This window comes from Pandoraea pneumonica, assembly GCF_049918595.1.
Taxonomy (GTDB): Bacteria; Pseudomonadota; Gammaproteobacteria; order Burkholderiales; family Burkholderiaceae; genus Pandoraea; species Pandoraea pneumonica_A.
Genome location: NZ_JBNCRZ010000007.1, coordinates 51,889 through 78,075, shown reverse-complemented (window position 1 = coordinate 78,075; position 26,187 = coordinate 51,889). Strand labels below are relative to the sequence as shown.

Below are 26,187 nucleotides of genomic sequence, written 5' to 3'. Positions count from 1 at the left end.
GCAATATGCCCCTCATGTGTGGTGAAAAGTGTTACTGACACGTTCGGCCCGCTGCTACTATCGTGCCTGCCGCGCGAGCGTGGCACGATAATTCGGCCCTGCCGGACGATAGGAAAACGATACGTCATGACCAGTGACACGGATCTGAATACAGCAACTGTCACGCGTACGCGTGAGGTCTTCCAACCGAGTATTTCCCTGTTCGGATTGGATATCGCGGCCGTGCCTTTCGAAACGGCGGTCGACGTGCTCTCGCAGGCGAGCACGCAGCGCGACGGGCGCGCTCGCATCGTCGTGACACCGAACGTCGATCACATCGTGCGGCTCGAAGCGCTGCCGGAATTCAAGCGTCTGTACGCGACGTCAGACTATCTGTTCGCCGACGGCATGCCAATCATCTGGGCAAGCCGCTTGTTCGGCATGCCCTTGCCAGGGCGTGTGACCGGTGCCGATTTGCTGCCCGCACTGTGCGATCGCGCACGTGCCTCCGGCGGTAAAGCCGTCTTCGTTGGCGGTCGTCCGGGGCAGGAAGCGCAGATTACCGAAGGGTTGAACCAGCGTTTCCCTGGATTGGACTTCACGCTGATCGTGCCGTCGATGACCTTCGACCCCACGGGCGCCGAAGGTGACGCCGTGGCGCAGCGCGTTCGTGAAATTGCCCCTGATCTGATCTTCGTGTGCCTCGGCATGCCGAAGCAGGAGCGCTGGGCGATGGCGAATGCGTCGAGCATGCCGGGCGGTTTGATGCTGTGCGTCGGCGCGGCGATCGAGTTTGCTGCGGGAATGCAGAACCGTGCACCGAAGTGGATGCAACGCACCGGCCTCGAGTGGGTCTATCGCATCTTGCAGGACCCGGGCCGCATGTGGCGGCGCTATCTCGTCGACGACCGGCGCTTTATCGGCATCTGCTGGCGCCAATGGCGCAGCATGTCGCGCAACGGTCAATAGGATCCATCAGGGCCGCTAAGGGCCACTAAGGGCCGAGAAGCCTGCATAACGCGCTCAGAGCGCGTTATGCCCGGTGACCATCGCCGGAATTGTCTTGAGCAGAATCTTGATGTCGAGCCACAGCGACCAGTTGGTGATGTAGTAGCGGTCGAACTCGACGCGACGTTGCATCTTGTCGGGTGTATCGGTCTCGCCACGCAGACCGTTAATCTGCGCCCACCCCGTAATGCCGGGCTTCACGCTGTGACGCAGCATGTAGCCCGGAATCAAACGGCGGTACACCTCGTTGTGCTCTTCCGCGTGCGGGCGCGGGCCAACCAGGCTCATCGCTCCCCCCAGTACATCGAACAGTTGCGGAAGCTCATCGAGCGACGTGCGGCGCAGCACCTTGCCGATGGGCGTGATGCGGCTGTCGCCTGCATGCGCCTGACGTAAGCCACCGGTTGCGGCCGCGGCAGCATCTTGCGCTTGCACAACACGCATCGAACGGAATTTGCGCACGATGATCGGCTGACCTCGCTCGCCGTAGCGTCGCTGACGGAACAGGATCGGCCCCGGCGAATCGCAGCGCACCGCAATCGCGATGCCGATCATCACCGGCCAGAGCAGCAGCAGAAGGACCGATGCCCCCGCAATGTCGATGCCTCGCTTGATCATGCGCAGCACGCCTTGCACGGTGATGTCGTGCAGCGCCAGCAGGGGCACGCCTGCGAGATCCGTGCCGGTCAGCGGCATGTCGCCGGGGAAACGGAATTCGGGCAGCAGATAAATGGCGGCTGTCGAATCGTACAAACGGTTGACGACGTCGCCGGTGAGTTCCTTGTTGCTTTGTTGCCCGATAGCGATGAAGACGACTTCGTAGTCATTCGCCTGAATGTGGCCCGCGGCGTCGGCATAGGGGCCGAGATAGCGGGGCAAGACTTCGCCGTCTTCGGCAGCGACGGGCACGTCGTTGTAGTAGCCGGCCACCTGAATGCCGAGAATCGGCGAGCGGCGCAGGCGCAAATTCAGTTTGCGAGCCTCGGGGCCGAAACCAAAGAACGCCGCGCGACGCTGATTGCCGGGCGCGTTGTTGATGCTGTGCGCAGCACCGCGCAGCGCGGCGAGACCCAGCATCTGCAACGGCAGGGCAAGCAGCGCCCATTCGGCGAGCAATTCGCGCACATCGGCCAAGCGATCGTAGGTCAAAAACAACAAGACGATCATCGTGACGAGCAGACGGCACCAGCGCATGGCGCCGCGCCCGAGCATCCAGCGCGCATTGCGCGCACTCGCCAGTAAGTGAAAGCGGGCGAAAACGATGAACGCGGCCACGCCCAGCGCACTTACAAGTGTCAGACCGTAGGGAGAATAGGGGTTTTGTCCGTTGATGAGCAGGACTGCGAAGAGGGCGCCGGCATTAAGCACTGCACTGATGCCGCCGACCATCGCCATGAAAAGGCGATGGTGGTAAGTCGTCTGGGTCGACATGACGGATTCGAAGGGGTAACGGTAACTGACGGATTCGACAAAGTTCCGGAACGGCGTGCGGCCCTCCGATGGTCGCGCGTATCTTATCAGGCCAAATAGTTTTTGCGTATGGCGGCTCGACCCTCGATCACTAGGTGTTTTTTGCGTTTGACACGCGCCAAAAAGAAAACGCCCGCCGGGCAAAACCGGCGGGCGTTTTCTTTTGAGTGCGTCGTGCTTGTGACGTCGTGCTCGGTACTTAGTACGGATACACCGTGTCGTTCGCGACGGCAGCACGTTGGCCTTGCTGCACGCGCAGCGGCGGCGCTTGCGTCACCGTGGCGACGCGGCCATCGTCCAGGCGCACGGTGATGCGATACAACACGTTCGGTTGACCCATGCCGTTTTCGATGCGGTTGCCTGCAATGGCACCGACCACCGCGCCACCGATCGTGGTGGCCGTGCGACCGCGCCCGCCGCCGATCGTGTTGCCGAGCAAGCCGCCGGCCGCACCACCCAGCACCGTACCGAGAATGTTCGGGCTGTTGTTGGCGCCGTTCATTTGCTCGATCGATTCAACACGGCCATACAGCGCACCCTGCGGCGCCCCTTGCGGCGGTTGCTGATAACCCTGTTGGTAGCCTTGCTGATAGCCCGGCTGCTGGTAACCCGGTTGTTGATACCCCTGTTGGTAACCACCACCATATTGCGGGCCCGGTGCGACGCAACCGGCGAGCATGACAGCGGCCAATGCCGCGCTGATTCCCGTAAGTGCTTTGATCTTCATTTTCAGTCGTTCCTCGTGAGCGTGAGGTAAATGCGCCGTCACCATCGAGGTCGATGACTTCGCGCACTTTGTGGCACATGTATTGCGACCACGACGCGGAATGTAGGGTTCCGCAGATATTCGTGCTGTAAGAAACGGTAAGCATTTGTTAATGCCGGACACCGTCGATTTCCCAAATGCGGCGGGGCTTCGGGCGAATGCTGCCGTTCTCGAAGCATTCCTCGATCATATTCCCGTCACGTGAGACGTGGGGTCATACCCTGTAAATGCTTACAGCGTAAGTGGAATCCACTCGTGTAATGGTGTTCCTGCACGTGATGGTGCTGGTAAATCTGTGGAATACGTTTGCCGGCGCGGGAATCATCTAAACATATAACCAGAAAGCACTTGGATGGGACGGTACCAAGCGGTAACATCGCGACCTTTCGACCCCCGCTTTCCCGGTTCCGCATCATGTCTGTCGACGTTTCCTTGTCTTCCGCCGCGCCTGCACGCGCGGCATCCGCAGCCTCGGCGGCTGCGCGCACTTCGGGGCCGGCGGTCATTCGCTCCGCGGGCGACGTGGCTCAACTCGTCAACGAGGGCGGTGCGCGTGTCTCGAACGCGCGCTGGATCGTAGCCATCGCGCTTGGCGGCGTGTTCCTCGACGCTTACGATCTGGGCGCGCTGGCTTTTGGCCTGAAAGATGTCGCTCGCGAATTCAATCTCACGCCTGCCGGGACCGGTATGGTGGCCTCGGCCATCACGTTCGGTGCCATCGTCGGCGCGTTCCTCGGTGGGTACTTCACCGATCGCATCGGCCGCTATCGCGTGTTCATGGCCGACATGTTGTGCTTCGTGATCGCCGCCATCGCGTGCGCGTTCGCACCGAACGAGTATGTGCTCGCGGGCGCGCGTTTCGTGATGGGGTTGGGCGTCGGGATCGATTTGCCGGTGGCCATGGCGTTTCTCGCCGAATTCTCGAAGCTCAAAGGGCGCGGGAATAAAGCGGCGCGTGTGGCGATGTGGTGTCCAACGTGGTACGCGGCGATCTGCGCGTCGTATCTGTTGGTGCTGCTTTGCTATTCGGTGCTGCCGTCGTCGCATAGCGCATTGCTGTGGCGCATTATTCTCGGCTTCGGTGCGATTCCTGCGCTGGCGATCATCGCCGTGCGCAGCAAGTACATGAGCGAGTCGCCGGTGTGGGCCGCGAATCAGGGCGACCTGGAAGGTGCCGCGAAAATTCTCAAGCGGTCTTACGGTATCGATGCCGTGGTGGCGGCCGACGCCGAGCGCGTGCAACCCAAGCGCCCGGCGGCGTGGAGCAACTATGGCGCACTGCTGCGCGGCGTTTATCTGAAACGCACGACGCTGGCGACCATCATTTCAGTGGCATCGTCGTTCGCGTATAACGCGGTGGCGTTCGGTTTGCCGGTGATTATTGCGAGCTTTCTTGCGCAGTCGATGCTCACGACCATTCTGATGTCGCTGGCACTCAACCTGCTATTTGCGTTCACGGGCGGCTTGCTCGGGGTGCGTCTCGTGCCCAAGTTCGGCGCGTGGAAATTGACGGTGGTGGGTTACGCGTTTCAGTTGGTGGCGCTCATCGGTTTGGCACTGGTCGGCAAGCCTGCTGGCGGTGTACAGGTGGCGTGGGCGCTGGGCTTTCTCGCCTTGTTCCTGCTGGGGCAGGGCTTCGGTCCTGGCTCGCACACGATGACGTATGCGTCGTTGAGCTACCCGACGTCGCTGCGCGGTGTGGGCGTGGGCTTCAACCAGACGTTGATGCGTGCCAGTTCCACGGTGTCGTTGTTCCTGTTCCCGGTGCTCGCGGCGGCGCTGGCAACCAAGGTGTTCTGGGTGATCGCCGTCGCGCCGGCCGTTGGCCTGCTCGCGCTGCTGGCGCTTCGCTGGGAGCCCTCGAATTATGACGTCGACGCCGAAGATTATTGATTGAACGCGGGCGTTTTCGACAGAAGGGCGTAGCGGCTAATGTGCCGCAGTGTAGGTTTTATCGTTCGCAACAAAAACGGCGCTTCTCTCGAAGCGCCGTGTTCCGCTGATCTAACGATTAACTGGGGCGTGGTGTCCGGCTCGCGAGCGCGGCGCCGCCGCCCATGATGTAGTTCTCGAGTTGATCGATAGTGAATTGCTGCTCGGAGATGATCGCTTTGACCAAGTCGCCGATCGACAGCAGGCCGACCAGTTCGCCGTCTTTCATGACCGGCAGGTGACGAATGCGGTGTTCGGTCATGAGCGACATGCATTCTTCGTTGGTCTGGTCCGGGCTCACGTAGCGCACGGCGGAGGTCATGACGTCGCGCACGGGTGTGTTGACCGATGTCCGGCCCATGAGCGCGACTTTGCGCGCGTAGTCTCGCTCGGTGAAGATGCCGATGATCGTCCGGTCGTCCTCACTGACCAGTACCGCGCCGATGCGCGCCTCGGCCATCAACGTCAACGCATCGAGTACCGAATCGGTCGGGCGCACTTTGTACACCGTGTCGGCCGACTTGGACTTCAGGATCTGAGCGACTGTTTTCATGGTCATCCTCCTGCGGGCTACGGGTACTTACAGAATAGTTGAGAGCGCGTCGCGCGTCATGCTCGCGTTGTCCCGGAGCGCACAAAGCCGACAAACCGGCGGCAGGGCCCGACAAGCGATGTCCGATGATGCCCGGAATGATGCAATGCGCCACAAATTGGCGACAAAAGCCCCCAAAATGGCACAATCCGGGCAACTTTTTCCCACGGGCGACGTATATAGGCGTATCCTTGCGGGATCGGCGAAAATTCGCCGATCATCGCCTGACGATCGCGAAATGCTTTATCGGCGCCGCTGACAGCCTTGTCCTGCGAGCCGAATCACTCGCTGTGCCGATGACGCAGACCGACTGGTCTCCGCCCTCCCGACACGCACTGCTCGTCATTGCGGCACTGCCGCAATGTGCCTTGCTCCTTCGAACAACCGCCGCGTTTCGGTGCGCCGTCATGACAACATGGCCGGTCCACCGGGTAGGCTCCTTTTGGCGTTCGATGTGTGCCCTGCAACCCACAGGGCGCGGCGACGGTATTGGCGAACGAACCTTCAGTAACACCGGTGCTGCGCTCATCGCGAGCGGCACCCTCAAGAGGACACGATATTGGCCAAGGAAGAACTGATCGAATTCAGCGGACACGTCTCGGATGTATTGCCGGACAATCGCTTTCGCGTCACGCTCGAAAACGGCGTGGAAGTGATGGCATATGCGAGCGGCCGTATGCAGAAGAACCGCATCCGCATTCTCGCGGGTGACCGTGTGACGCTGGAAATGTCGCCCTACGATTTGAGCAAGGGCCGCATCAACTATCGTCACAAGAATTAAGTCAGCGACTTAAGTCTGGCTCCAGCGCGCCAGCCGCTGCCCGTCTCGGGCATAGCCATGGCGCGCATAGAAGCGATGCGCGGCGACCCGATGGTCGCTGCTCGTCACTTCGAATTTCTCGCACCCTCGCTCGATAAACCAAGCATGTGCGGCCGCCATCAGCGCGTGCCCGATGCCCGAGCCCCTCGCTTTCTCCTCCACCACCAGCGCTGTAATGCGCCCCAGCCGCCCCGCTAGATGAAACATGGTGAGCGCGTGCAATCCCATACATCCCACGATATTGCCAAGCTCGTCGATCGCGACGTAAGCCGCGTCATCGCCGTTGGCGTTCGATAACGCAATGTTGCGCCGGACGATATCGATCGGCGTGTCGTAGCCCAATTGCGCCAACAGCGTGACGATGTGCTGCGCGTCGCCGTCGGCGGCAAGGCGGGTACGCGGTACGGCAAGCGTCGGCGTCGGGGTGGTCATATCAGAGTTGTTCGAAGCGATCGAAGCGGCGACCCGTGTATTCGACTTCGCTTTCGAACTCGGTCACCCGCGCGGCGGGTGGGCCGCGCCGCATCCATTCCAGCATCTTATCGACCTGTTCGGGCGTGCCCTGCACCATGGCGACGATGTCGCCCTCGGGCAATGCCTGCACCCAGCCGCGCACGCCGATCAAATGTCCTTCGCGCACGGCCGCATGGCGGTATCCCACGCCCTGGATCTTGCCGCGCAGGCGCACGGCAACGGTTTCAAGCGTGGAGGCAGGAGGCAATGACTTCATGGCAGCAAAGACGAATACGGTAGTTGAGTGGCTTGAGTCGCGACGGGCATTCAGGCCTTACCCGGCACGAGCCGGATGCGTGTGATTTCCGACGGCGCGCCGAAGCGCTTGGGCGGACCCCAGTAACCGGTGCCCCGGCTCACATACACCGCCAGACGATCGAGCCGGTGTAGCCCGTGAACGAACGGCTGTTGCAGCGGCACGAAATACATCCATGGCCAGAACTGTCCGCCATGTGTGTGACCGGAGAGTTGCAAATCGAAACCGGCTTCGGCGGCTGCCGGTGCACTACGCGGTTGGTGGGCCAGCAGCACGCGCGGCACGCCGTCCGGAGAACCGGCCGCCGCCGCTTGCGGATCGCTGCGCTTTTCCGGATCGAAATGATGTGCACCAAAATCGGTCACCCCGGCCACCGTGAGCGCCGCACCTTCGTGATCGAGCACGACGTGCTGATTCTCGAGCACTGTCAGGCCGAGTCGGCGGAGTTCTTCCACCCACGCCGGGGCACCCGAGTAGTACTCGTGATTGCCCGTGCACACGTAGGTGCCGTGACGCGACGTCAGACGTCCGAGCGGCGCGATATGGTCGCGCAATGCCGGCACGCTGCCATCGACCAGATCGCCGGTGATGGCCACGAGATCGGGCTTCAACTCGTTCGTCGCGTCGACGATGGCGTCGATGTAGCGGCGGCGAATCGTCGAGCTCACATGAATATCGCTCAACTGCACGATGGTGAACCCTTTGAGTTCGGGCGGCAGATTGGCGATAGGGATGTTCACGTCGACCACGCGTGCCAGCCGCCGTGCGTTGTAGAACCCGAGCACCGTCGAGGCGGCAGTGAGGATCAGCACGATCACGGCCGAGCGGGTGACGAGTTGCGCGTCGAGCACCGAGAACGCCATCGCCACACCCAGCACCACGTCGCGCAATACCGTCAGCACGAACAGCGATGAGAAGATGCCGACCGCCATCATGCCGGTCCAATTCAGCAGCGTGGCTAGCGGCTCTCGCTGAAGCGCCCGGCTCATCAGGCCGAGCGGAATCAAGATGGTCGAAGCCACGAGCCACAGCCCGCCCACCACTTTCCAGCCCATGGCCACAGGCAACGGCGTGAGCAGACGCCAGCCGATATAGGCATGCAGCAACGCGATGATGGCGAGCATCAGCCAGCGCGGACGCGCAGGCAGCGTGCGGCGCGACGACTTGCCGTGGCGGTGCGCCGGGCCGTCGGTGGCCTCGGACGGGGCGCGAGACGCTTGTGAAGTTTGCGACATATCGGTGTCTGTAACGAAAAAGGGGAAGACTACGCCGGCGGTGCCGGGTACTTCTTTGCGTTCATGACGAGCTTTTCGGTGACGGCGCGGTTCAGATCCACACCCAGCACCGACGACAGGCGCACCAGATACATGGCGATGTCGGCAAGCTCCTGCTCTACGTGGCGGGCCTCGCTCGACGCCATGACGGCCCCGGCTTCAGCCTCGGTGTGCCACTGAAAAATTTCAACCAGTTCTGCCACTTCGACGGACAACGCCATCGCAAGGTTCTTCGGCGTGTGATGTTGATGCCAATCGCGCGCGTCGGCGAAGGCATGCAGGGCAGCTTCCAGCCCCGCAGTATCGATCAGACGGGCTTCCGGGGACGGCGACGCTTGGCTCATGGGTGGCTGAATGAAAATGACGGGATGGCGAACGCGGGAGGCCGCGAGACTTCGATATTGGGGCGGCAGCACGAAGGTCAATGGGGTGCCGCAGGAATGACGATGGCGCTTGTCATCGTGTGCGCGTCAAAAAGGCCATGAGGCCAGACGCAACATCGGACGCGATATCGCGGTATGGTAGCGCGTCGGCGCCGCCCGTGCCGCGCACGCCTCGCCGACGAATTCTCACCAACTCTCACATCGTGGATAGCTTGCCCTCTGCGCCTACCCATCCGACGCCGCACGCCGACAACACGTCGCCTCGCCGCGTTCACCGAATCACCCTCGCCCCGTCCGGCTGGCAATTCGACGCGCCGGACGACATGCCCTTGTTGCTCGCCGCCCAGGCGGCCGGTATCAAACTGCCGAGCTTGTGCCGCAATGGCACCTGCCGCGCTTGTCTGTGCCGAGTGAAGGCGGTCGCAGAGGCTGCGCCCGCCCCGGTGGCCTACCGCATCGAGTGGCCGGGGTTGTCGCGCGACGAAAAGGCCGAAGGTTGGCTGTTGCCGTGCTGTGCGTTCGCGCGTGCCGACGTCACCATCGACGCGCCCGACGCCGCGCTTTGTTAAACTTGCCGAGTCTGTTGCTCGCAAAGAGCGGCATAACCGTTTTCAGGATCAGGAAAGCCGAATGGCACAGTACGTATTCAGCATGAACCGCGTGGGCAAGATCGTGCCGCCCAAGCGTCACATCCTCAAAGACATCTCCCTGTCGTTCTTCCCCGGCGCCAAGATCGGCGTGCTGGGTCTGAACGGCTCAGGTAAGTCGACCGTGCTCAAGATCATGGCCGGCGTGGACAAAGAGATCGAGGGTGAGGCCATTCCGATGCCGAACCTGAACATCGGTTATCTGCCGCAAGAGCCGCAGCTCGATCCCGAGCAAACGGTGCGCGAATCGATCGAGAGCGGCATGGGCGAAATTTTCGAGGCACGCACCAAGCTCGAAGAGATTTACGCCGCTTACGCCGAACCGGACGCCGACTTCGACGCGCTCGCCGCCGAGCAAGCCAAGTACGAAGCCATTCTCGCGGCAAGCGACGGCAACAACATCGAGCAGACGCTCGAAGTCGCCGCCGACGCGCTGCGCCTGCCCGCATGGGACGCCAAGATCGGCGTGCTCTCGGGCGGTGAAAAGCGCCGCGTCGCGCTTGCCCGTCTGCTGCTCTCCAAGCCGGACATGCTGCTGCTCGACGAGCCGACCAACCACTTGGACGCCGAATCCGTCGACTGGCTCGAACAGTTCCTCACGCGCTTCCCGGGCACCGTGGTGGCCGTGACCCACGATCGCTACTTCCTCGACAACGCCGCCGAGTGGATTCTCGAACTCGACCGCGGTCACGGCATTCCCTGGAAGGGCAATTACAGCTCGTGGCTCGACCAGAAAGAGCAACGCCTGAAGCAGGAAGAGGCGAGCGAGTCGGCCCGTCAGAAGGCACTGAAGAAGGAACTGGAGTGGGTGCGCCAGAACCCGAAGGGCCGTCAGGCGAAGTCGAAGGCGCGTCTTGCCCGTTTCGACGAACTGAACAGCCAGGAATACCAAAAGCGCAACGAAACCCAGGAAATCTTCATCCCGGTGGGTGAGCGTCTGGGTAACGAAGTCGTCGAATTCAAGAACGTGTCGAAGGCCTTCGGCGACCGTCTGCTGATCGACGATCTGAGCTTCACCGTGCCGCCGGGCGCCATCGTCGGCATCATCGGCCCGAACGGTGCCGGCAAATCCACGTTCTTCAAGATGCTCACCGGCCGTGAGCAGCCGGACAGCGGCGAAATCAAGGTCGGCCCAACGGTCAAGATGGCCTACGTCGACCAGAGCCGCGATGCGCTCGATGGCACGAAGACCGTGTTCGAAGAAATTTCGGGCGGCGCCGACGTGCTGACCGTGGGCAAGTACGAAACGCCGTCGCGTGCCTATATCGGCCGCTTCAACTTCAAGGGCTCCGACCAGCAAAAGCAGGTGGGTTCGCTCTCGGGTGGTGAGCGTGGCCGCTTGCACATGGCCAAGACGCTGATTTCCGGCGGCAATGTGTTGCTGCTCGATGAACCGTCGAACGATCTGGACGTCGAAACCCTGCGTGCACTCGAGGATGCGCTGCTCGAGTTCGCTGGCTGCGTGATGGTGATCTCGCACGATCGCTGGTTCCTCGATCGTATCGCCACCCATATTCTGGCTTTCGAAGGCGACTCGCACGTCGAGTTCTTCCCGGGCAACTATCAGGAGTATGAGGCGGACAAGAAGACACGCCTCGGCGAGGAGGCAGCCAAACCGAAGCGAATCCGCTACAAGCCGATCGCGCGGTAATGCAGGAAAAGGCGCCGCAAGGCGCCTTTTCTGTTTGAACGGACCGATGACGTATTGACGCAAGTATCCGACGTGCCGTGCGCAGCGTCGCACAGCCCGCCCTTTTGACGAATCAGGAGTGTGCAAATGAGCCAGTCAGTGAATCAGTTGAACGGAAAAGTCGCCGTGGTCACGGGTGCCGCCAGCGGCATCGGTAAGGAAATTGCGTTGACGTTGGCCAAGGCGGGCGCCGCAATTGCGATTGCCGACCTGAACCAACAAGGTGCCGACGCGGTTGCCGAAGAAATCAAAGCGGCAGGCGGGCGTGCGATGGGCGTGGCCATGGACGTGACCAACGAAGAGGCGGTCAACAGCGGCATCGACAAAGTGGCACAGGCCTTCGGCTCGATCGATATCCTGATCTCCAATGCGGGCATCCAGATCGTCAATCCGATCGAGAACTACGCGTTCTCCGACTGGAAGAAGATGCAGGCGATTCACGTCGACGGCGCGTTCCTCACGACCAAGGCGGCGCTCAAGCACATGTACAAGGACGATCGCGGCGGCATCGTGATCTACATGGGCTCGGTGCACTCGCATGAGGCGTCCCCGCTGAAATCGGCCTACGTGGCCGCCAAACACGCGTTGTTGGGTTTGGCGCGTGTGCTCGCCAAGGAAGGCGCGAAGCACAACGTGCGCTCGCACGTGATCTGCCCTGGCTTCGTGCGCACGCCGCTCGTCGACAAGCAGATTCCCGAGCAAGCGAAGGAGCTGGGCATCTCCGAAGACGAAGTCATCAAGAAGGTAATGCTCGGCGGCACCGTCGACGGCGTGTTCACCACGGTAGACGACGTCGCACAAACGGCGCTCTTCCTCGCCACGTTCCCGACGGCGGCCTTCACGGGGCAGTCGTTCGTGGTGAGCCACGGCTGGTTCATGCAGTAAGCAGCAAGCGCTTAGCCGGTTATCTGCACCTGCGGATAACCGGCGTTTTGCATCACGCGACAGCTTCAGGAGAACGGTCATGACGGCCAACCCGCCCAAGGTACCCAAACGCGCCATCGATCTACCGCCGTACGAGACGGTTGCGCTTGTCTTGCAGGGCGGTGGGGCGCTCGGGGCATATCAGGCCGGGGTGTACGCCGGGCTTCACGAGGCGGGCATCGCACCGAACTGGATCGCAGGGATCTCCATCGGGGCCTTGAACACGGCGGTCATTGCGGGCAATCCGCCCGAGAAGCGCGTGGCGCAACTCGAAGCGTTCTGGCGCACGATCTGCGAGCCAGCGGTGTTCCCGCCGTTGCCAGCCCCTTTCGAGGCCGCCATTCTCAATGGCCCCGAATCCGGACGCGTGGCCTACAGCGCGTGGCAAGCCTGGCGCGCGATGGTCGAAGGTCAGAAGGGGTTCTTCACGCCGCGCTGGCCACAGCCGTTGCCCACAGCGATGGGTGACCCCGCGCATGCGAGCTATTACGACACCACGGCATTGCGCGGCACGCTCGAGCGCTTCGTCGACTTCGATCGGATCAATTCGCGCGAGACGCGCGTCTCGGTCGGTGCCGTCAACGTGCACACGGGCAATTTCGTTTATTTCGACAACACGCGCGAAGTGCTGCGTCCCGAGCATTTCATGGCGTCGGGCGCGTTGCCGCCGGGCTTTCCCGCCGTGGAAATCGACGGGCAGTATTTCTGGGATGGCGGGCTCGTGTCGAACACGCCGTTATCCGAAGTGCTCGGCACGTCGCCGCGTCGTGACACGCTCGCCTTTCAGGTGGACTTGTGGAGCGCGCGCGGGCCGCTCCCCGACAATCTGAACGACGTCGCCGACCGTCAGAAAGACATTCAGTATTCGAGCCGTACGCGCTTTGTCACCGATAACCTGCAACGCGCGCAGCATTACCGCCGGGTGCTGCGCGAAGTGCTTGAGCGCGTCCCTGCCGACGTGCGCGCGCGTGACCCGTGGTGTCATGCGGCGCAGGAAATTGCGTGCAGCAAACGCTACAACGTCGTGCAACTCATCTATCGCAACAAAGAGTACGAGGGGCACTACAAGGACTACCAGTTCGGCTTGTCCACGATGCTCGATCACTGGACGAGCGGTCTGGACGATATGCGCCGCACGCTCGCGCATCCCGAGTGGCTTGCCATGCCCAACGACACCTCCGGATTTATTACTCACGACGTCCACCGTCACGAAGTCATCTGACGCGGCGGGCGTCGCATTTTCAACGGATTTGACTCTTGTCCCTGCCTGACTTGTTTGCTCCTTACTCGGCGACGATTGCCGAGGTCTTGCGCCATTACGACGGCGGTCATGCGACCGACGACGGCGCGCACGACGTCTCGCATCTGGCCCGCGTTTGGTGCCTCGTGAAAGAGATTGCCGCAGACGCGCCCGGCGTCGACACCGAAGCGCTGGCCGTGGCGACGCTGCTACACGACTGCGTGAATGTCGAGAAGAATTCGCCCGACCGGGCGCACGCGTCGACGCTCGCCGCGAACGTGGCGCGCGGTTTGCTCACTCGAATGGAATGGCCGGAGGGCCGCATCGAAATCGTGGCGCATGCGATCGCGGCCCACAGCTTCTCGGCGGGCATCACACCCACGACGGAGGAAGCACGGATTCTGCGCGACGCCGACCGGATCGATGCGCTGGGTGCGCTCGGCATTGCCCGCGTGTTCTATGTGGCGGGCCGTCTGGGCAGCCGTCTGTATGACCCCGCCGATCCGTTCGCACAACACCGGGAATTGGACGACGCGACCTACGCCATCGATCACTTCGAGCGCAAATTGCTGCATCTGACCGACGGATTGAGCACACCGACGGGGCAGCGCATCGGGCGCGAACGTACCGAGATCATGCGCGGTTTTCTTGCGCAGGTGCGCCGCGAGCTTGGTCTGCACTGACGCAACAAAGCAGGAAAGTTCGCCGAGCGCCTACCGTCTCGCGAACTACCCCTGCGGCGTGCCCCCCGACACGCCGCAGGGCCCTGCGTCACAACTCAACCCCTTCCGTCTCCCCACGTCTACAACGCGAGCGCGGTCTCCAGTCGCATCTTGAGCGGCTGCAAGTCCAGCAACATGGCCGTGCGCGCGACGCCGTCCGCTGTCGGCAGCTCCACGGCGTCGCGCATATCGTTGCGCATCTCGTGCGTGGCACGGCCGAGCAGCATCGCAGGCACGGGCAGCTTATCGGCTTCGTCTAGCGTCACGATGTTCTCGATGGCGTCGACCAGCAGCCCGAACTTGTCTTTGCCGTGTTCGATCACCAGAATCTTGCGCGCTTGCGTGTCGTCTTGCGCGGGCATGCCGTAGAGCGCGCGCAGATCGACGATGGTCACCAACTCGCGGCGAAGATTGAGCATGCCGCGTACGAACGCTGGCGCCCCCGGTGCGGGGATGACATCGGGCGAGTCGTGGATGATCTCGCGCAACTGATCGAGTCGCACCGCCAGCATGTGCTGTAAGCGGAACGACACGTAGGCGTGCCGTGTGCCGCGCGACGACTTGTTCGCACCAAATCGCGCCGTGGTGCCGCTCTTGCCGAGTGCCGCGCCGTCGCCTTCACGATATAAGTCGCGGTGCCCGCGCGTGAGTTCGAGCACCTGCGCATGCGTAAAGAGTTCGTCGGCGTTGAGTAGCACGATGTCGTCGGCATCGTCGCGCGTGATGCAACCGGCGAAGAGTTGCGCGTGCGACGTGCTAAACGAAGGCATCGCCAGCAGTTCGTCGGCGTAGTACGTCACGATGCTGTCCACCGCGTCGACGAGCAGACCGAAATGCACGTCTTCCTGTTTGACGATCAGGATGCGGCGTGGGTCGGCGGCGGTGCCCGCCACGTCGGCATCGGGACGGCAGGCGTGCAAGCCGAGAAAGTGCGCGAAGTCGATCACCGGCACGACGGTGCCGCGCAGGTTGAGCATGCCGACGCAGAACACGCTCGCCAGCGCGGAATTCTGCAACTCGGGAATGCGGATGATCTCGCGGATGGCGCTCATCGGCAGCGCGAGACGCGAATGTTCGACGGTGAACGACACGCATTGCAGCCGCTGCCGTTGCTGGCGGCGCTGGGGCGCGTTCAGTGACTGTCGCGCGAGCAACTGCGGCATGTTCTCGATATGCACGAGCGCGCCCGGTGCGAGAATTTGCAGAATGCGGTCGCCGCCATCGAGCTTGATCGCGCCCGAGACAACGGGCGGTGCGGTGTGTCCGGCATCGTATTCGAAGCCGGTGCGCTGCGAGGCGCGCACGCGCAGAATCTCGCCAGTGGTGTCGAACAACAACCCCACACGCACGCCGTCGACGTCGACGATAGCGATCTTCTCGCTCACGTGGGCGAGTCCGGCGACGGCACCCGTGTCCGGCCCGGACGCCATCGCTAGCAACGGCTTCAAGTCGACAATCGGAATCAGCGTGCCGCGCAGGTTGAACAGACCGAGCAGAAATGGTGGTGAGAGCGGCACCGGCGTGATGCGCGACGGGTAGTTCACCACTTCTTGCAAGGCGGCGATGGGCAGGGCGAATTCCACGTCGCCCAGATGAAACGAGCCGAAGACTTCGACATCGTCGGGGCTGACGGCACGCGGTGTGACGGGCGGCGCCGCGTGCGCCGACGTCGCCATCTCGCCATCTGGCGTAACGTCGATGCGCGAAGCATCGAAGTCACTGGCGCCGATGGGCGGCATTGCGCTCGGGTGATCGACCGGTGCAGTCGTTGCCACCTGCGTCGACACGACCGTCCCCGCGCTATAGCCGTACGCGTTGCGCCCAGCATAGTTCTGAAGCGGCGACATCGTCGGCGGCAGCACGGTCGTGCCCGCTAGTGCGTCGCGATGGAGAAATGGAAAACCGGGTGTGCGTGCGTTCATGTTCCACGTCCCACGAGTCGGAGCGCCGGACGGCGCGGTACTTCTGTGGCACCGTTCGAGCCGATCACGCGCACGAAAAAGGCGTGGCGCGCGCAATCGACGATGATCTGCCGTCCCACTTCGCCGCCCACTTCCACGTGCACGATCGGAATGCCGGTCTCGGCGATGAGCGCTTGTGCCATCTTGGCGTTCGCCACGCCGATCAAGCCATGTCGGGCGGGTGGCTGGTGCGGCATCATGTTGCCGCCGCCTGCGATGACGGCTTCGATTTCGCTGCGGCGCGCGCCTTCCGCTTTCATCAGCGCGAGCAGCGACGGCACAGCTTGCGTCACGTACTTCGCGCCGATGGCGAGCGTCGGTGCCGGGGCTTCGGGCAACAGGCAGTGCGCGAGGCCGTACAGCCCGCGCGAGCGCCACATCAGTGCGATGCCGACACACGAGCCGAGCGTCGCGCGCAGCACATCTTCGCCGCGCCCGATGCGCACTTCGCCCATCAACACCTGAATGTCATGCGATGACCCCATTCGGCGCTCCCTGATTGCGGTAAATGAGCGGTTGTTCGAACCGGTAGCCGGTCGACAGCCGCGAGAGCGATTCCGACTCGCCCACGATGAGTACGCCTTCGGGAGTGAGCGTGTGGCGCACGTTTTCCAGTACCCGCTCCTGATCGGGGGCTTCGAAATAGATCAGCACGTTGCGCAACATGATCAGATCGAACGCCTCACGGCGCGCCATGCGCTGATACAGGTTGTGCTCCGCGAACGTGATATGGGTGCGCAGTTCGGGCACCACGGTGTGTCCGCCCACGCTGGGCCGGAAGTACTTGGCGAGCAGGCCCGGACGTTGCTGTTTCAGGCCGTCGATGCTGCGCCCGCCGTAGTTGCCTGCCATGGCCACCGCCAGCACCTGACTCGAGATGTCGGTCGCGTGAATCTGATACTGGAAGTCCGGATGCCGCACGCGGAATTCCTCGCAGATCATCGCTGCCGAATACGCCTCTTCGCCGCTAGACGCCGCGGCCGACCACATGCGGAACGGGCGGCCATGCTTCGCTTCCTGCCAGCGTGGCAAGAAGTGCTGCGAGAAGTAATCCCACACGCGTGGGGTGCGAAAGAACGTGGTCTCGTTGGTGGTAACCAGATTCACGAAATTACGCACTTCGTCGGGGGTGTTCTCCAACAGCGCGAGGTAGTCGCGATAGCAGCGCAACGACAATGTGCGCAGGCGCGGGCGCAACCGGCCTTGCAGCATCGTCCACTTCTTTTCGTTCATCGAGATGCCGGTGTGCCGGTGCACGGCGCGCAAGAGTGCGAGCTGAGTACCGGGGTCGGCGTCGGCTTCGATTTCCATGTCGGGCTCTCCGGAAGTACGGACGCGTCAGTCGTGACAGATCGAAGGGAACGTCAGTGCGGCTTTAGACCTTGAAGCGCGACACCGTTTGGTCGAGCGCCTCGGCCTCCTGCGTGAGCCCGGACGTGGCTTGCGCGATGGTCTCGCACGCGCCTGCCGACTTCTCGGTCTCTTCGGCCACGTGCTGAATCGCCAGGCTCACTTCGCGCGCTGCCACCAGTTGCTCTTCTGCTGCGCACGAAATCTCCGAGATGGCCTGCGTGGTGCGCGACACCCCGCCGACGATCTTCTCGAACGCATCGCCCGCCAGCTTCGACACTTCGCTGCCCTGTGCCACACGTTTGGTCGATTCGTTGATGAGCTTCGAGATTTCCTTGGTGGCCTGCGACGAGCGCTCGGCCAGCTTGCGCACTTCGTCGGCCACGACCGAGAAGCCCAGACCATGCTCACCGGCGCGTGCGGCTTCGATGGCGGCGTTGAATGCCAGCAAGTTGGTTTGCCCGGCAATTTCGCCGATCACCTTGACGATTTCGCTGATGTCTTCCGACGACTTGTTGATCAACTCCATGGCTTCGACGGAGCGGGCGATCGCGCGCGCGCCGGTCTCGGCTTCCTGCTGCGTTGCTTTGGCGAGCTGGTCGGCGCCCTTGGTGTTGTCGGCAATGGAGTTGATCGACGCGGTCAGTTCTTCGATCGACGCATTCATCTCTTCGACGGTTGCACCCAGCGCCTGCGCCCCGGTGGCCACGGTGTTGGCACGCTCGGCGATGTCGCGCGACGCACCCGAGAATTCACCCGCCGAATTCACCACCTTGCCGATCACGCCGCGCAGGTCGTCCATCATGTGGCGGATGCCCTCGGCCAACTGATCGATGGGGTCGGTGCCGTTCACGGGAATTTCACCGGTCAGATCGCCTGCGGCCGCGCGGTTCACCGTGTTCAGCAGGGCGGCCACTTTCCGTTGATCCTCTTCGGCGCGGCGCTTCACACTCGCTTCGAGTTCGACTTGTTGCGTAATGTCGGTCGCGAACTTCACCACTTTGTAGGGGCGGCCGTTCATATCGAGGATCGGGTTGTACGTCGCCTGAATCCAGACTTCGCGCCCGCCGCGTCCGATTCGCTTGTAGCGGCCAGAATCGAATTCACCGCGATTGAGCTTGGCCCAGAATTCGCGATAGACGTCGGAGGCGGCGTAATCGGGCTCGCAAAACATCCGGTGATGCTTGCCCTTGATCTCGTCGAACGAATAGCCGAGCGTCTTGAGAAAGTTGTCGTTGGCCTGGGTGACGGTGCCGTCGAGATTGAACTCGATGACCGCCTGTGCCAGATCCATCGCGCGCACTTTGCTCTCGAATTCGGCCTGACGGGCACGCTCGGCGGTGACGTCGGTGGCGAACTTGATCACCTTGTACGGCACGCCGTTGGCGTCGAACACCGGGTTGTACGAGGCGCGAATCCACACGTCCCGGCCACCCTTAGCCACGCGCTTGTACTCGCCGGCGTCGAATTCGCCGCGGCCGAGTTTCGCCCAGAAATCGCGATAGGCCTGTGAGGCGGCGTAGTCGGGCTCGCAGAACATGCGGTGGTGCTGACCTTGAATCTCGTCGAGCCGATAACCGAGCGTCTGCAAGAAATTGTCGTTCGCGTGCATGACGCGGCCCTGCAAATCGAACTCGATGACCGCCTGTACGCGGTTGAGTGCGGCGCTGATGGCCTGTAGTTCCTGTTGTTCCATTTGGAATTCAGGCGTGGCGATTTCCATGACCTTCTCCCTGATACGCTTGCCCCGGCGCGTGTCGTGCGGCCGTCACGAAAAGGATTTTTTGCGTCGCCCAGGAGTTGACGCGCACTCCTCTATAGACGCGATTACGACAGTTGGAAAGTCAACTTGAGATTAGTGGCTACCCGCATGTTGTTTTTGCCGCGAAAGGCAAAAAACACCCGGAAAGCCGCGCCGAATAAAGATTTAAAGATAAATGAAACGGCCGCAATGTCGACGCTGTTATAGCGTCAATACATTTCAAACGCTCAGATGAATTGGAAAAACGGGGCCGTTTGCACGCGGAAGGTGCAAAGGAAATGACTGCGTAGCCTGTAGGAAAAAAGACCTCCTCCCACGTCAGTCGCGGGAGGAGGCTGACATCAATGCCGCGCTCTTCGGGGCAATTGAGAGTGCGGCATCCAAGACTACGCAAACCTCGTGCCAGTCGTCGCACAAATCGCAAACCCGCGTCGTTATTGGGTTTCCGGGTGAGCGGGTGTGAGCGGCTGCTGGCGTGTTACGGCGTTGTACCGCCACACGTTACGTAACAAAGTGCGACACATTGCCCGTTTGGCAACCTTCGCTTACACGGCTTACAGACGCGTGATGGGCTTCATATCGAGCCAAAGATATAAAGGAATCGAACGGACTCGCGCTCCCGCAGGTTCCTTTTCATCTGGAGTCAGATCATGAAGTTGCTCGTTGCCGCATTGCTTGCTGTCACGCTCGCCGGATGCGTCGTGGTTCCGGCCCGGCCGTATTACGGGGGTTATTACGGACACCCGTGCTGCTATCGCTATTGATTTACCTGATGAAATCATCCGGGTGGGTCGCAGTAATTCTACGTAAGAAATTGGCTCAAAACTTTTGTTGCGTGACGAGTCAATTGGGGTGTAAGTCGGAAGGTAAAATTTTGTTTAATTGAGGGGTCAATAAACGAAAATCGGTGCATCAAAATCGCCCGCGAATATTTAATGAATATTCATCAACAAAAAACCCCGCAAGTGAACTGCGGGGTTTTTTGTTGTTGCGTCGATGTTATCGGCGGCGCTATCAGTGGCGATGGCCGTCGTGGCGATCTCGGTCTCGGCGGTCCCAACCGCGACGATCCCAGTCGCGATCGTGACGCCAGTGACCCGGCGGCGGGCCGCGCCAGTAGTGCGGACGCGGACCGTAGACCACCGGCGGCGGCGCGACCATCATCGGCGCGGGGGCGGCATACACGGGGGGAGCGACATAAACCGGAGCGGGCGCCACGATGGCAGGCCCGGGAATGCCGATATTGACCGAGACATCGGTGCGCGCAAGCGCGCTGCCCGAGACGAGCGCAGCAGCGAGACCCGCCGCTGCGATCCAGTGGTGACGTTGCATCTGTTCTCCTTGTTTGATCTGGTCCGATTCTAAGGAACACCGCCCCACGGCGGTGCAACCACAGGACTACAGATGTAACAAGGCGTAAGGAAACCTGCGATATTCGTCGACGAATTAACGCCAGTCGTGATCGCGCGGCGCGAGAAAGCTCGCGGGGCGGCGCCCACGGCGCTCCGAAGTCGCAAAGTACGACGGGCGGCGCAAATCTCGTGTGTCGGTCGGCGAGCGCCAGTAGGGCGTGCGCGGTGCGCTGAGCAAGTCGCCCGGGCGGTGCGCCGAGAGCGGCGGCATCGAGGCCGGCCATGCCACCTGACGCCAGCGGGCGCCCACAGGCACGACAAGCACCAGCATGACGAATACCAGCGTCAGCACGGCATACAGGACAACAGGCGAGAAGGCGGTCTCCATATCGAACTCCGGTCGCGAAGGTGCCAAACCACGAGGGGACGCGCCTTGGCGCGCAAAGTGTGGCGCTTTTACTATAGTCGATGCGGCTGCGCCTGACACTCGGTTGTCGTGGCGCGGGTTACGCGACTACACTACAGACGCAGTTTCCGCATGCCGCCCCAGCGGCACACGCCGGCGAGGTTGGCGAAGTTGTGACGTCGATGTCCGGCAAATGTGCGATGAAATCTGCGATGGAGTCCGTCAGGGAGTCCGCGATGAGTCAAGCCGTTCTCGATCCCAGCACTGCCGTCAGTACGTCGGCACCTGTCACACCTGTCGCCATCGATCACGTCGCGTACCCCAGTTACGACGCGGCCCAAACCCACCGTTTCTACGTCGACATCATGGGCTTCACGCTCGCGGGCGCGCAGACCGGGATGAGCCGTCTGTGGGGCAAGCCGTACCTGCTGGTGAGCTACCAGATCGCCCCCGACGAAGCGCTGGCCTTCTTCAATTGCGACGGACTGGCCCCTGTCTCTCACCCCGATACCCCCGCGACGCAGATTCATCACGTGGCGCTGCGGGTACGCGATCGCGAGGCGCTCGAGCGCTGGAAGTCGCGGCTGAACACGCACGACGTGCCATTTGTCGTCGAACGGCACGGCGACGGCGAGCATCTCTATTTGCTCGATCCGAACGAGGTCATGCTGGAATTGTGTGTCGCAACGCCGGAATCGGCCGCAGGTCAGCCGCAAGGGGCTTTCGACACGCTGCAACGCTGGCTCGACGGCGTGAGGTGAGGGCTTAAGGGTTTACGCTTCGGCGTCCTTGCCGAGTCCGGACCAACTGGTGGACACCTGGGGCGCGAGGCCGAACAGGTCGAGTACCCGTCCGACGGTGTCGTCGACCATGGCGTCGAGCGATTCGGGGCGGTTGTAGAACGCGGGCAGCGGCGGGTAGACGATGCCGCCCATTTCCGTGACCGCCGTCATATTGCGCAGATGTGCCAGGTTGAACGGCGTTTCGCGCACCATCATGACGAGGCGGCGGCGTTCCTTGAGGGTGACATCGGCGGCGCGGGCAATCAGGTTGTCCGACAGGCCGTGGGCGACGCTCGCCAACGTTTTCATCGAACAGGGCGCGATGACCATGCCGGTGGTGGCAAACGAGCCGCTGGCAATGTTGGCGCCGACTTCGCGCACGCTGTGGTACTGGTCGGCAAGTGCCTGCAAGTCTGCGCGCTCCAGCCCCAGTTCGTGACGTAACGTCAGCCAACCGGCGCTAGAGACGAGCAGATGGGTCTCGACGTTACCGAGCGCGCGCAGGCGCTCAAGCAGACGCACCCCGTAGACGGCACCCGTCGCGCCAGTAATGGCGACGATCATGCGTGCAGGGCGCGGGGCGCCCGTCGAGACAGTCATCGTAGGGAAATCAGGCGAGTTCGGCGAGAATCTGCTTGAGTTCGCCGCTCTGGTACATCTCCATCATGATGTCCGAGCCGCCGACGAATTCGCCGTTGATGTAGAGCTGGGGAATGGTCGGCCAGTTGGCGAATTCCTTCACGCCCTGACGGATTTCTTCGTCTTGCAGCACGTCGACCGTGAACAGGTTGTCCACGCCGCAGGCCTTCAGGATCTGCACGGCGCGGCCCGAGAAGCCGCACATCGGGAATTGCGCATTGCCCTTCATGAAGAGCACGACGGGATGGTCGGTGACGATTTGCTGAATACGTTGCTGGGTAGTCATGGTGGAAAGCCCGTGGGGATGCCGGAAAATCGGCGTGTCCGCCATTTTAGCGGTTTTCCGTTGCGCCCGTTGGCGCGTGCCCTCGCGAGCCCCAGGTCAGGCGCGGCGGCCGCCCGTGGTGCGCTCGATCCCAGCGAGATCGCGCTCGGAGAATACGTCGAGAAAACCCGCCGCTTCGCACAGTGCGCGCACGTCGGCGGCCTGATGGTAGCCGTGCTCGCAGAGCAGCCAGCGACCGGGCTTGAGGCGCGACGAGGCGCCCGCGACGATGACCCGCAAGGCGGCCAGACCATCGGCATGATCGGTCAGGGCATCGGCCGGTTCGAAACGCAGGTCACCCTGTGAGAGGTGTTCGTCGCCCGCGACGATATAGGGCGGGTTCGAGACGATCATGTCGAACGGGGCAACATCTGCCGCCAGCGCGCCATACCAGTCGCTTTCCAGAAAACGCACCCGTGACGCCAGTCCGAGCGACTGCGCGTTGGCGGTGGCCACGGCCAATGCCTGCGGCGAGCGGTCGAGCGCCGTGAGTTGGGCGTCGGGACGGCTGTGAGCGATGGCCAGCGCAATCGCGCCGCTGCCGGTGCCGAGGTCGAGCACGCGCGGTGCCGCACACCCTTCGAGGCGTGCCAGTGCCAATTCCACGAGCAATTCGGTTTCCGGCCGGGGGATAAGGACCGAAGGGCTCACGGCGAGCGTCAGTCCGAAGAATTCCCGGGTGCCGGTGAGATAAGCGATGGGTTCGCCTGCGACACGCCGGGCGCGCAGTTCGCGATAGGCCGCCACCGTAGCGGGGGCGAGCGGTTCGCGATCGCGCGTAATCAACTGCGTGCGCGACCAGCCGAGGACGTGAGACAGCAAAATGCGCGATTCCATCGGCGGCAAGCCGGGTTCGCGCAGCAGTGTCTCTACGGTCGCAACCGTGGTCCCAGCGGTATCGGCACCGTCAGCAGGCGCCGTCGCCGGTGCGGATACGCCTTCCGGCCGTTCCTGCGACATCAGGCGGTCTCGCCCAGCGATGCCAGCAACTCCGCCTGATGCTCGGTCACCAACGCGTTGACCATCTCGTCGAGGTCGCCGTCCATGATGTATTCGAGCTTGTAGAGCGTGAGGTTGATGCGGTGATCCGTCATCCGCCCTTGCGGGAAGTTGTAGGTGCGAATGCGTTCCGAGCGGTCGCCCGAGCCAATCAGGCTCTTGCGTGTGGCCGCTTCCTTGGCCTGCTGCGCCCGCATCTGTGCGTCCTTGATGCGCGCGGCAAGCACCTTAAGCGCTTTGTCTTTGTTGCGATGCTGAGAGCGATCGTCCTGACATTCCACGACGATGCCCGTCGGCAAGTGCGTAATGCGCACGGCCGAGTCGGTCTTGTTCACGTGCTGACCGCCCGCGCCCGACGCGCGGAACGTGTCGATGCGGATATCGGCCGGGTTGATCTCGACATCGGCCACGTCGTCGGCTTCGGGCATCACGGCCACGGTGCACGCCGACGTGTGAATGCGTCCCTGCGTCTCGGTCGCCGGCACGCGTTGCACGCGATGGCCGCCCGATTCGAACTTCAGCCGCGAATAGGCGCCCTGACCGATCAGGCGCACGATCACTTCCTTATAGCCGCCCAGATCCGACTCGCTGGCGGACATGATTTCCACTTGCCAGCGCTGACGTTCGGCGTAGCGTGTGTACATGCGCAGCAAGTCGCCCGCAAAGAGGGCCGACTCGTCGCCGCCCGTGCCTGCGCGAATTTCCAGATAGATGTTGCGCTCGTCGTTGGGGTCGCGCGGGAGCAGCATGCGCTGGAGCGAGCCTTCCATGTCGTCCATGCGTGCGCGGGCGTCGGCAGCTTCGGCTTCGGCAAACTCGCGCATGTCCGGGTCGGACGCCATCTCTTGCGCCGCCGTCACATCGTTGTGCGCCTGGCGGTACTGCTGATACTGCGCAACAACGGGCGCCAGCTCGGCGTGTTCGCGGGTGAGCTTGCGGTAGTTGTCCAGATCGCGCGTGACGTCGCCCTGGCTCAATAGGCCATCAAGCTCGACCAGACGTTGCGTCAACTGGTCGAGCTTGGCTTGCATGCTCGCTTTCATCTATTTATCGGAAGATCCCGAGGTGCGGAACAGTTCGGGAATGAGGTGAATGATTTGCTCGCGCGATTCGCCGCGCGCCGTGTTCAGCGCGTGCGTCGGGCCATGCAGGAATTTCTTGGTGAGGGACTGGGACAGGGCTTCGAGCACGGCGGCCGGGTCGTCGCCGCGTGCGAGCATGCGTTGCGCACGCTCGAGTTCAGCCATGCGCATTGCTTCGGCAGTGCCGTGAATGTCGCGAATGACCGGCACGACGCTGCGCGCGTCGAGCCATTGCATGAAGTGCTGCACGCGCGTCTCGATGATCGCTTCGGCCTGCGCGACCGCTGCCTGACGCAGCGCATTGCCTTCGCGCACCACGGCACCGAGATCGTCCACGGTGTACAGGAACACGTCGGTGAGGCGGCCCACTTCGGGCTCGATGTCGCGCGGCACGGCCAGGTCGACCATGAACATCGGCTTGTGCTTGCGTGCCTTGATAGCACGCTCAACCGCACCCAGACCGATCAGCGGCAGCGTACTAGCCGTGCACGAGACGACGATATCGAACTCGTGCAGGCGTTGCGGCAGCTCGGACAGGCGAATGGCGTTGCCGCCCAGCCGTTCGGCGAGTTTCTCACCGCGCTCGGCGGTGCGGTTCGCGATGTAGAGGGCTTTCGGGTTTTGCGCGGCGAAGTGCGTCGCGCAGAGGTCGATCATCTCGCCCGCGCCGATGAACAGCACTTTCTGCGTGCTGATGCTTTCGAAAATGCGTTGGGCCAGACGTACCGCCGCAGCGGCCATCGACACCGAATGCGCACCGATCTCGGTTTGGCCGCGCACTTCCTTGGCCACCGCGAACGTGCGCTGGAACAACTGGTTCAGATACGTGCCCAGCGCGCCGGCTTCGGCAGCGGTGCGCACGGCATCTTTCAACTGCCCGAGAATCTGCGTTTCGCCGAGCACCATCGAGTCCAGACCGCTCGCGACACGGAATGCGTGGCGCACCGCGTCGGACTGGGGCAGGGCGTAGAGATGGGGGGCGAGGTCGCTGGCCGGAATGTTATGGAACTGCGAGAGCCAGTGCACGGCCCGTTCGCGGGCGGCGGCGTCATCGGTGACGCAGTAGATCTCGGTGCGATTGCACGTCGACAGGATGGCAGCCTCGGGGGCGCTCGACCGGTCGTTCCACAAGCTTTTCAGGCCCGCCAGCGCCGGCTCGATCCGCTCGAACGGAAACGCCACCCGTTCGCGCAGCGAGACGGGCGCCGTGTGGTGGTTCAGGCCGAGAGCGAGCAGTTGCATGGTGTGGGGGATCTAATAGCCCCAGATTATAGCGCGTCGACGCGATGCCCGTTTCCGGCGAGCCCGCGCCC

At 62.6% G+C, this 26,187-nt stretch carries 27 protein-coding genes; 9 read left to right on the top strand and 18 right to left on the bottom strand.

All coding sequences use genetic code 11. The features are described from left to right. Window positions 1-126: 126 nt before the first annotated feature. Complete coding sequence (locus tag ACPWR9_RS23360) at window positions 127-948, top strand: WecB/TagA/CpsF family glycosyltransferase (protein ID WP_426301176.1); 822 nt, start codon at window positions 127-129, stop codon at window positions 946-948. A gap of 54 nt (window positions 949-1,002) precedes the next feature. Here the strand turns inward: ACPWR9_RS23360 and ACPWR9_RS23355 are convergent, their stop codons facing one another. Both ACPWR9_RS23355 and ACPWR9_RS23350 read right to left on the bottom strand, forming a co-directional pair. After that, complete coding sequence (locus ACPWR9_RS23355) at window positions 1,003-2,418, bottom strand: undecaprenyl-phosphate glucose phosphotransferase (RefSeq protein WP_426301174.1); 1,416 nt, start codon at window positions 2,416-2,418, stop codon at window positions 1,003-1,005. Between the two features lie 238 nt (window positions 2,419-2,656). Continuing rightward, window positions 2,657-3,184, bottom strand: coding sequence for a glycine zipper 2TM domain-containing protein (locus tag ACPWR9_RS23350; protein ID WP_426301172.1), 528 nt, complete (start codon window positions 3,182-3,184; stop codon window positions 2,657-2,659). Window positions 3,185-3,637: 453 nt separating this feature from the next. On the opposite strand from ACPWR9_RS23350, the gene ACPWR9_RS23345 reads away from it, so the two are divergent. Continuing rightward, entirely contained in the window at window positions 3,638-5,116 is a 1,479-nt protein-coding gene (locus ACPWR9_RS23345) for an MFS transporter (protein WP_426301170.1), read from the top strand. Window positions 5,117-5,234: 118 nt separating this feature from the next. Here ACPWR9_RS23345 and ACPWR9_RS23340 read toward each other — a convergent pair whose 3' ends face one another. Then, window positions 5,235-5,708 (bottom strand): CBS domain-containing protein, encoded by a 474-nt coding sequence (locus ACPWR9_RS23340; protein WP_150682255.1) that lies wholly within the window; start codon window positions 5,706-5,708, stop codon window positions 5,235-5,237. A gap of 598 nt (window positions 5,709-6,306) precedes the next feature. On the opposite strand from ACPWR9_RS23340, the gene infA reads away from it, so the two are divergent. Continuing rightward, on the top strand, window positions 6,307-6,528 hold the full coding sequence (gene infA / locus ACPWR9_RS23335) for a translation initiation factor IF-1 (protein WP_010808709.1): 222 nt from the start codon (window positions 6,307-6,309) through the stop codon (window positions 6,526-6,528). Window positions 6,529-6,537: 9 nt separating this feature from the next. On the opposite strand, the gene ACPWR9_RS23330 is transcribed toward infA, so the two are convergent. The 4 genes from ACPWR9_RS23330 to ACPWR9_RS23315 form a co-directional block, all read right to left on the bottom strand. Beyond that, window positions 6,538-6,999: a GNAT family N-acetyltransferase gene (locus ACPWR9_RS23330; protein ID WP_426301168.1), complete on the bottom strand. Its 462-nt coding sequence runs from the start codon at window positions 6,997-6,999 to the stop codon at window positions 6,538-6,540. A gap of 1 nt (window position 7,000) precedes the next feature. Next, entirely contained in the window at window positions 7,001-7,297 is a 297-nt protein-coding gene (locus tag ACPWR9_RS23325; RefSeq protein ID WP_426301166.1) for an acylphosphatase, read from the bottom strand. A gap of 50 nt (window positions 7,298-7,347) precedes the next feature. Then, complete coding sequence (locus tag ACPWR9_RS23320) at window positions 7,348-8,460, bottom strand: metallophosphoesterase (protein ID WP_426301419.1); 1,113 nt, start codon at window positions 8,458-8,460, stop codon at window positions 7,348-7,350. Window positions 8,461-8,600: 140 nt separating this feature from the next. Then, complete coding sequence (locus ACPWR9_RS23315) at window positions 8,601-8,954, bottom strand: nucleotide pyrophosphohydrolase (RefSeq protein ID WP_426301164.1); 354 nt, start codon at window positions 8,952-8,954, stop codon at window positions 8,601-8,603. Window positions 8,955-9,271: 317 nt separating this feature from the next. Here ACPWR9_RS23315 and ACPWR9_RS23310 point away from each other — a divergent pair, with 317 nt between their 5' ends. The 5 genes from ACPWR9_RS23310 (at window position 9,272) to ACPWR9_RS23290 (ending at window position 14,177) form a co-directional block, all read left to right on the top strand. Beyond that, window positions 9,272-9,562: a 2Fe-2S iron-sulfur cluster-binding protein gene (locus ACPWR9_RS23310; RefSeq protein ID WP_426301417.1), complete on the top strand. Its 291-nt coding sequence runs from the start codon at window positions 9,272-9,274 to the stop codon at window positions 9,560-9,562. Window positions 9,563-9,623: 61 nt separating this feature from the next. Continuing rightward, the gene (gene ettA / locus ACPWR9_RS23305; RefSeq protein WP_426301162.1) at window positions 9,624-11,291 is read left to right on the top strand and encodes an energy-dependent translational throttle protein EttA; all 1,668 of its coding nucleotides are present in this window, start codon (window positions 9,624-9,626) and stop codon (window positions 11,289-11,291) included. Between the two features lie 126 nt (window positions 11,292-11,417). Then, on the top strand, window positions 11,418-12,215 hold the full coding sequence (locus ACPWR9_RS23300; protein ID WP_150682249.1) for a 3-hydroxybutyrate dehydrogenase: 798 nt from the start codon (window positions 11,418-11,420) through the stop codon (window positions 12,213-12,215). Window positions 12,216-12,294: 79 nt separating this feature from the next. Further along, on the top strand, window positions 12,295-13,476 hold the full coding sequence (locus ACPWR9_RS23295) for a patatin-like phospholipase family protein (RefSeq protein ID WP_426301160.1): 1,182 nt from the start codon (window positions 12,295-12,297) through the stop codon (window positions 13,474-13,476). Between the two features lie 35 nt (window positions 13,477-13,511). Beyond that, the gene (locus ACPWR9_RS23290; RefSeq protein ID WP_426301158.1) at window positions 13,512-14,177 is read left to right on the top strand and encodes an HD domain-containing protein; all 666 of its coding nucleotides are present in this window, start codon (window positions 13,512-13,514) and stop codon (window positions 14,175-14,177) included. A 119-nt stretch (window positions 14,178-14,296) separates the two neighbouring features. Here the strand turns inward: ACPWR9_RS23290 and ACPWR9_RS23285 are convergent, their stop codons facing one another. From ACPWR9_RS23285 to ACPWR9_RS23260, 6 genes are all read right to left on the bottom strand, one after another. Then, window positions 14,297-16,138, bottom strand: coding sequence for a chemotaxis protein CheW (locus tag ACPWR9_RS23285; protein ID WP_426301156.1), 1,842 nt, complete (start codon window positions 16,136-16,138; stop codon window positions 14,297-14,299). Beyond that, window positions 16,135-16,662 (bottom strand): chemotaxis protein CheD, encoded by a 528-nt coding sequence (locus ACPWR9_RS23280; RefSeq protein WP_150682245.1) that lies wholly within the window; start codon window positions 16,660-16,662, stop codon window positions 16,135-16,137. The genes ACPWR9_RS23285 and ACPWR9_RS23280 overlap by 4 nt, the downstream gene beginning before the upstream one ends. Continuing rightward, complete coding sequence (locus tag ACPWR9_RS23275) at window positions 16,646-17,488, bottom strand: CheR family methyltransferase (protein WP_426301154.1); 843 nt, start codon at window positions 17,486-17,488, stop codon at window positions 16,646-16,648. The genes ACPWR9_RS23280 and ACPWR9_RS23275 overlap by 17 nt, the downstream gene beginning before the upstream one ends. 64 nt (window positions 17,489-17,552) lie before the next feature. Further along, window positions 17,553-19,250, bottom strand: a complete 1,698-nt coding sequence (locus ACPWR9_RS23270; RefSeq protein WP_426301152.1) for a methyl-accepting chemotaxis protein — start codon at window positions 19,248-19,250, stop codon at window positions 17,553-17,555. A gap of 1,053 nt (window positions 19,251-20,303) precedes the next feature. Beyond that, window positions 20,304-20,621: a hypothetical protein gene (locus tag ACPWR9_RS23265; protein ID WP_426301150.1), complete on the bottom strand. Its 318-nt coding sequence runs from the start codon at window positions 20,619-20,621 to the stop codon at window positions 20,304-20,306. 114 nt (window positions 20,622-20,735) lie between these two features. Continuing rightward, entirely contained in the window at window positions 20,736-21,029 is a 294-nt protein-coding gene (locus ACPWR9_RS23260) for a hypothetical protein (RefSeq protein WP_426301148.1), read from the bottom strand. A gap of 254 nt (window positions 21,030-21,283) precedes the next feature. Here ACPWR9_RS23260 and ACPWR9_RS23255 point away from each other — a divergent pair, with 254 nt between their 5' ends. After that, window positions 21,284-21,808, top strand: a complete 525-nt coding sequence (locus ACPWR9_RS23255; RefSeq protein ID WP_426301146.1) for a VOC family protein — start codon at window positions 21,284-21,286, stop codon at window positions 21,806-21,808. 12 nt (window positions 21,809-21,820) lie between these two features. Here the strand turns inward: ACPWR9_RS23255 and ACPWR9_RS23250 are convergent, their stop codons facing one another. The 5 genes from ACPWR9_RS23250 to hemA form a co-directional block, all read right to left on the bottom strand. Beyond that, window positions 21,821-22,429, bottom strand: coding sequence for a UbiX family flavin prenyltransferase (locus tag ACPWR9_RS23250; protein WP_426301144.1), 609 nt, complete (start codon window positions 22,427-22,429; stop codon window positions 21,821-21,823). A gap of 10 nt (window positions 22,430-22,439) precedes the next feature. Next, window positions 22,440-22,754, bottom strand: coding sequence for a Grx4 family monothiol glutaredoxin (gene grxD, locus ACPWR9_RS23245; protein WP_150682238.1), 315 nt, complete (start codon window positions 22,752-22,754; stop codon window positions 22,440-22,442). Between the two features lie 96 nt (window positions 22,755-22,850). Then, on the bottom strand, window positions 22,851-23,753 hold the full coding sequence (gene prmC, locus ACPWR9_RS23240; RefSeq protein ID WP_426301142.1) for a peptide chain release factor N(5)-glutamine methyltransferase: 903 nt from the start codon (window positions 23,751-23,753) through the stop codon (window positions 22,851-22,853). Further along, a complete protein-coding gene (gene prfA, locus ACPWR9_RS23235) occupies window positions 23,753-24,835 on the bottom strand; it encodes a peptide chain release factor 1 (RefSeq protein WP_426301140.1) in 1,083 nt (360 codons plus the stop codon). The genes prmC and prfA overlap by 1 nt, the downstream gene beginning before the upstream one ends. Further along, window positions 24,836-26,116 carry a glutamyl-tRNA reductase gene (hemA, locus tag ACPWR9_RS23230; protein WP_426301138.1) on the bottom strand — a complete coding sequence of 427 codons (1,281 nt, stop codon included), beginning with the start codon at window positions 26,114-26,116 and terminating at the stop codon, window positions 24,836-24,838. Between the last annotated feature and the right edge of the window lie 71 nt (window positions 26,117-26,187).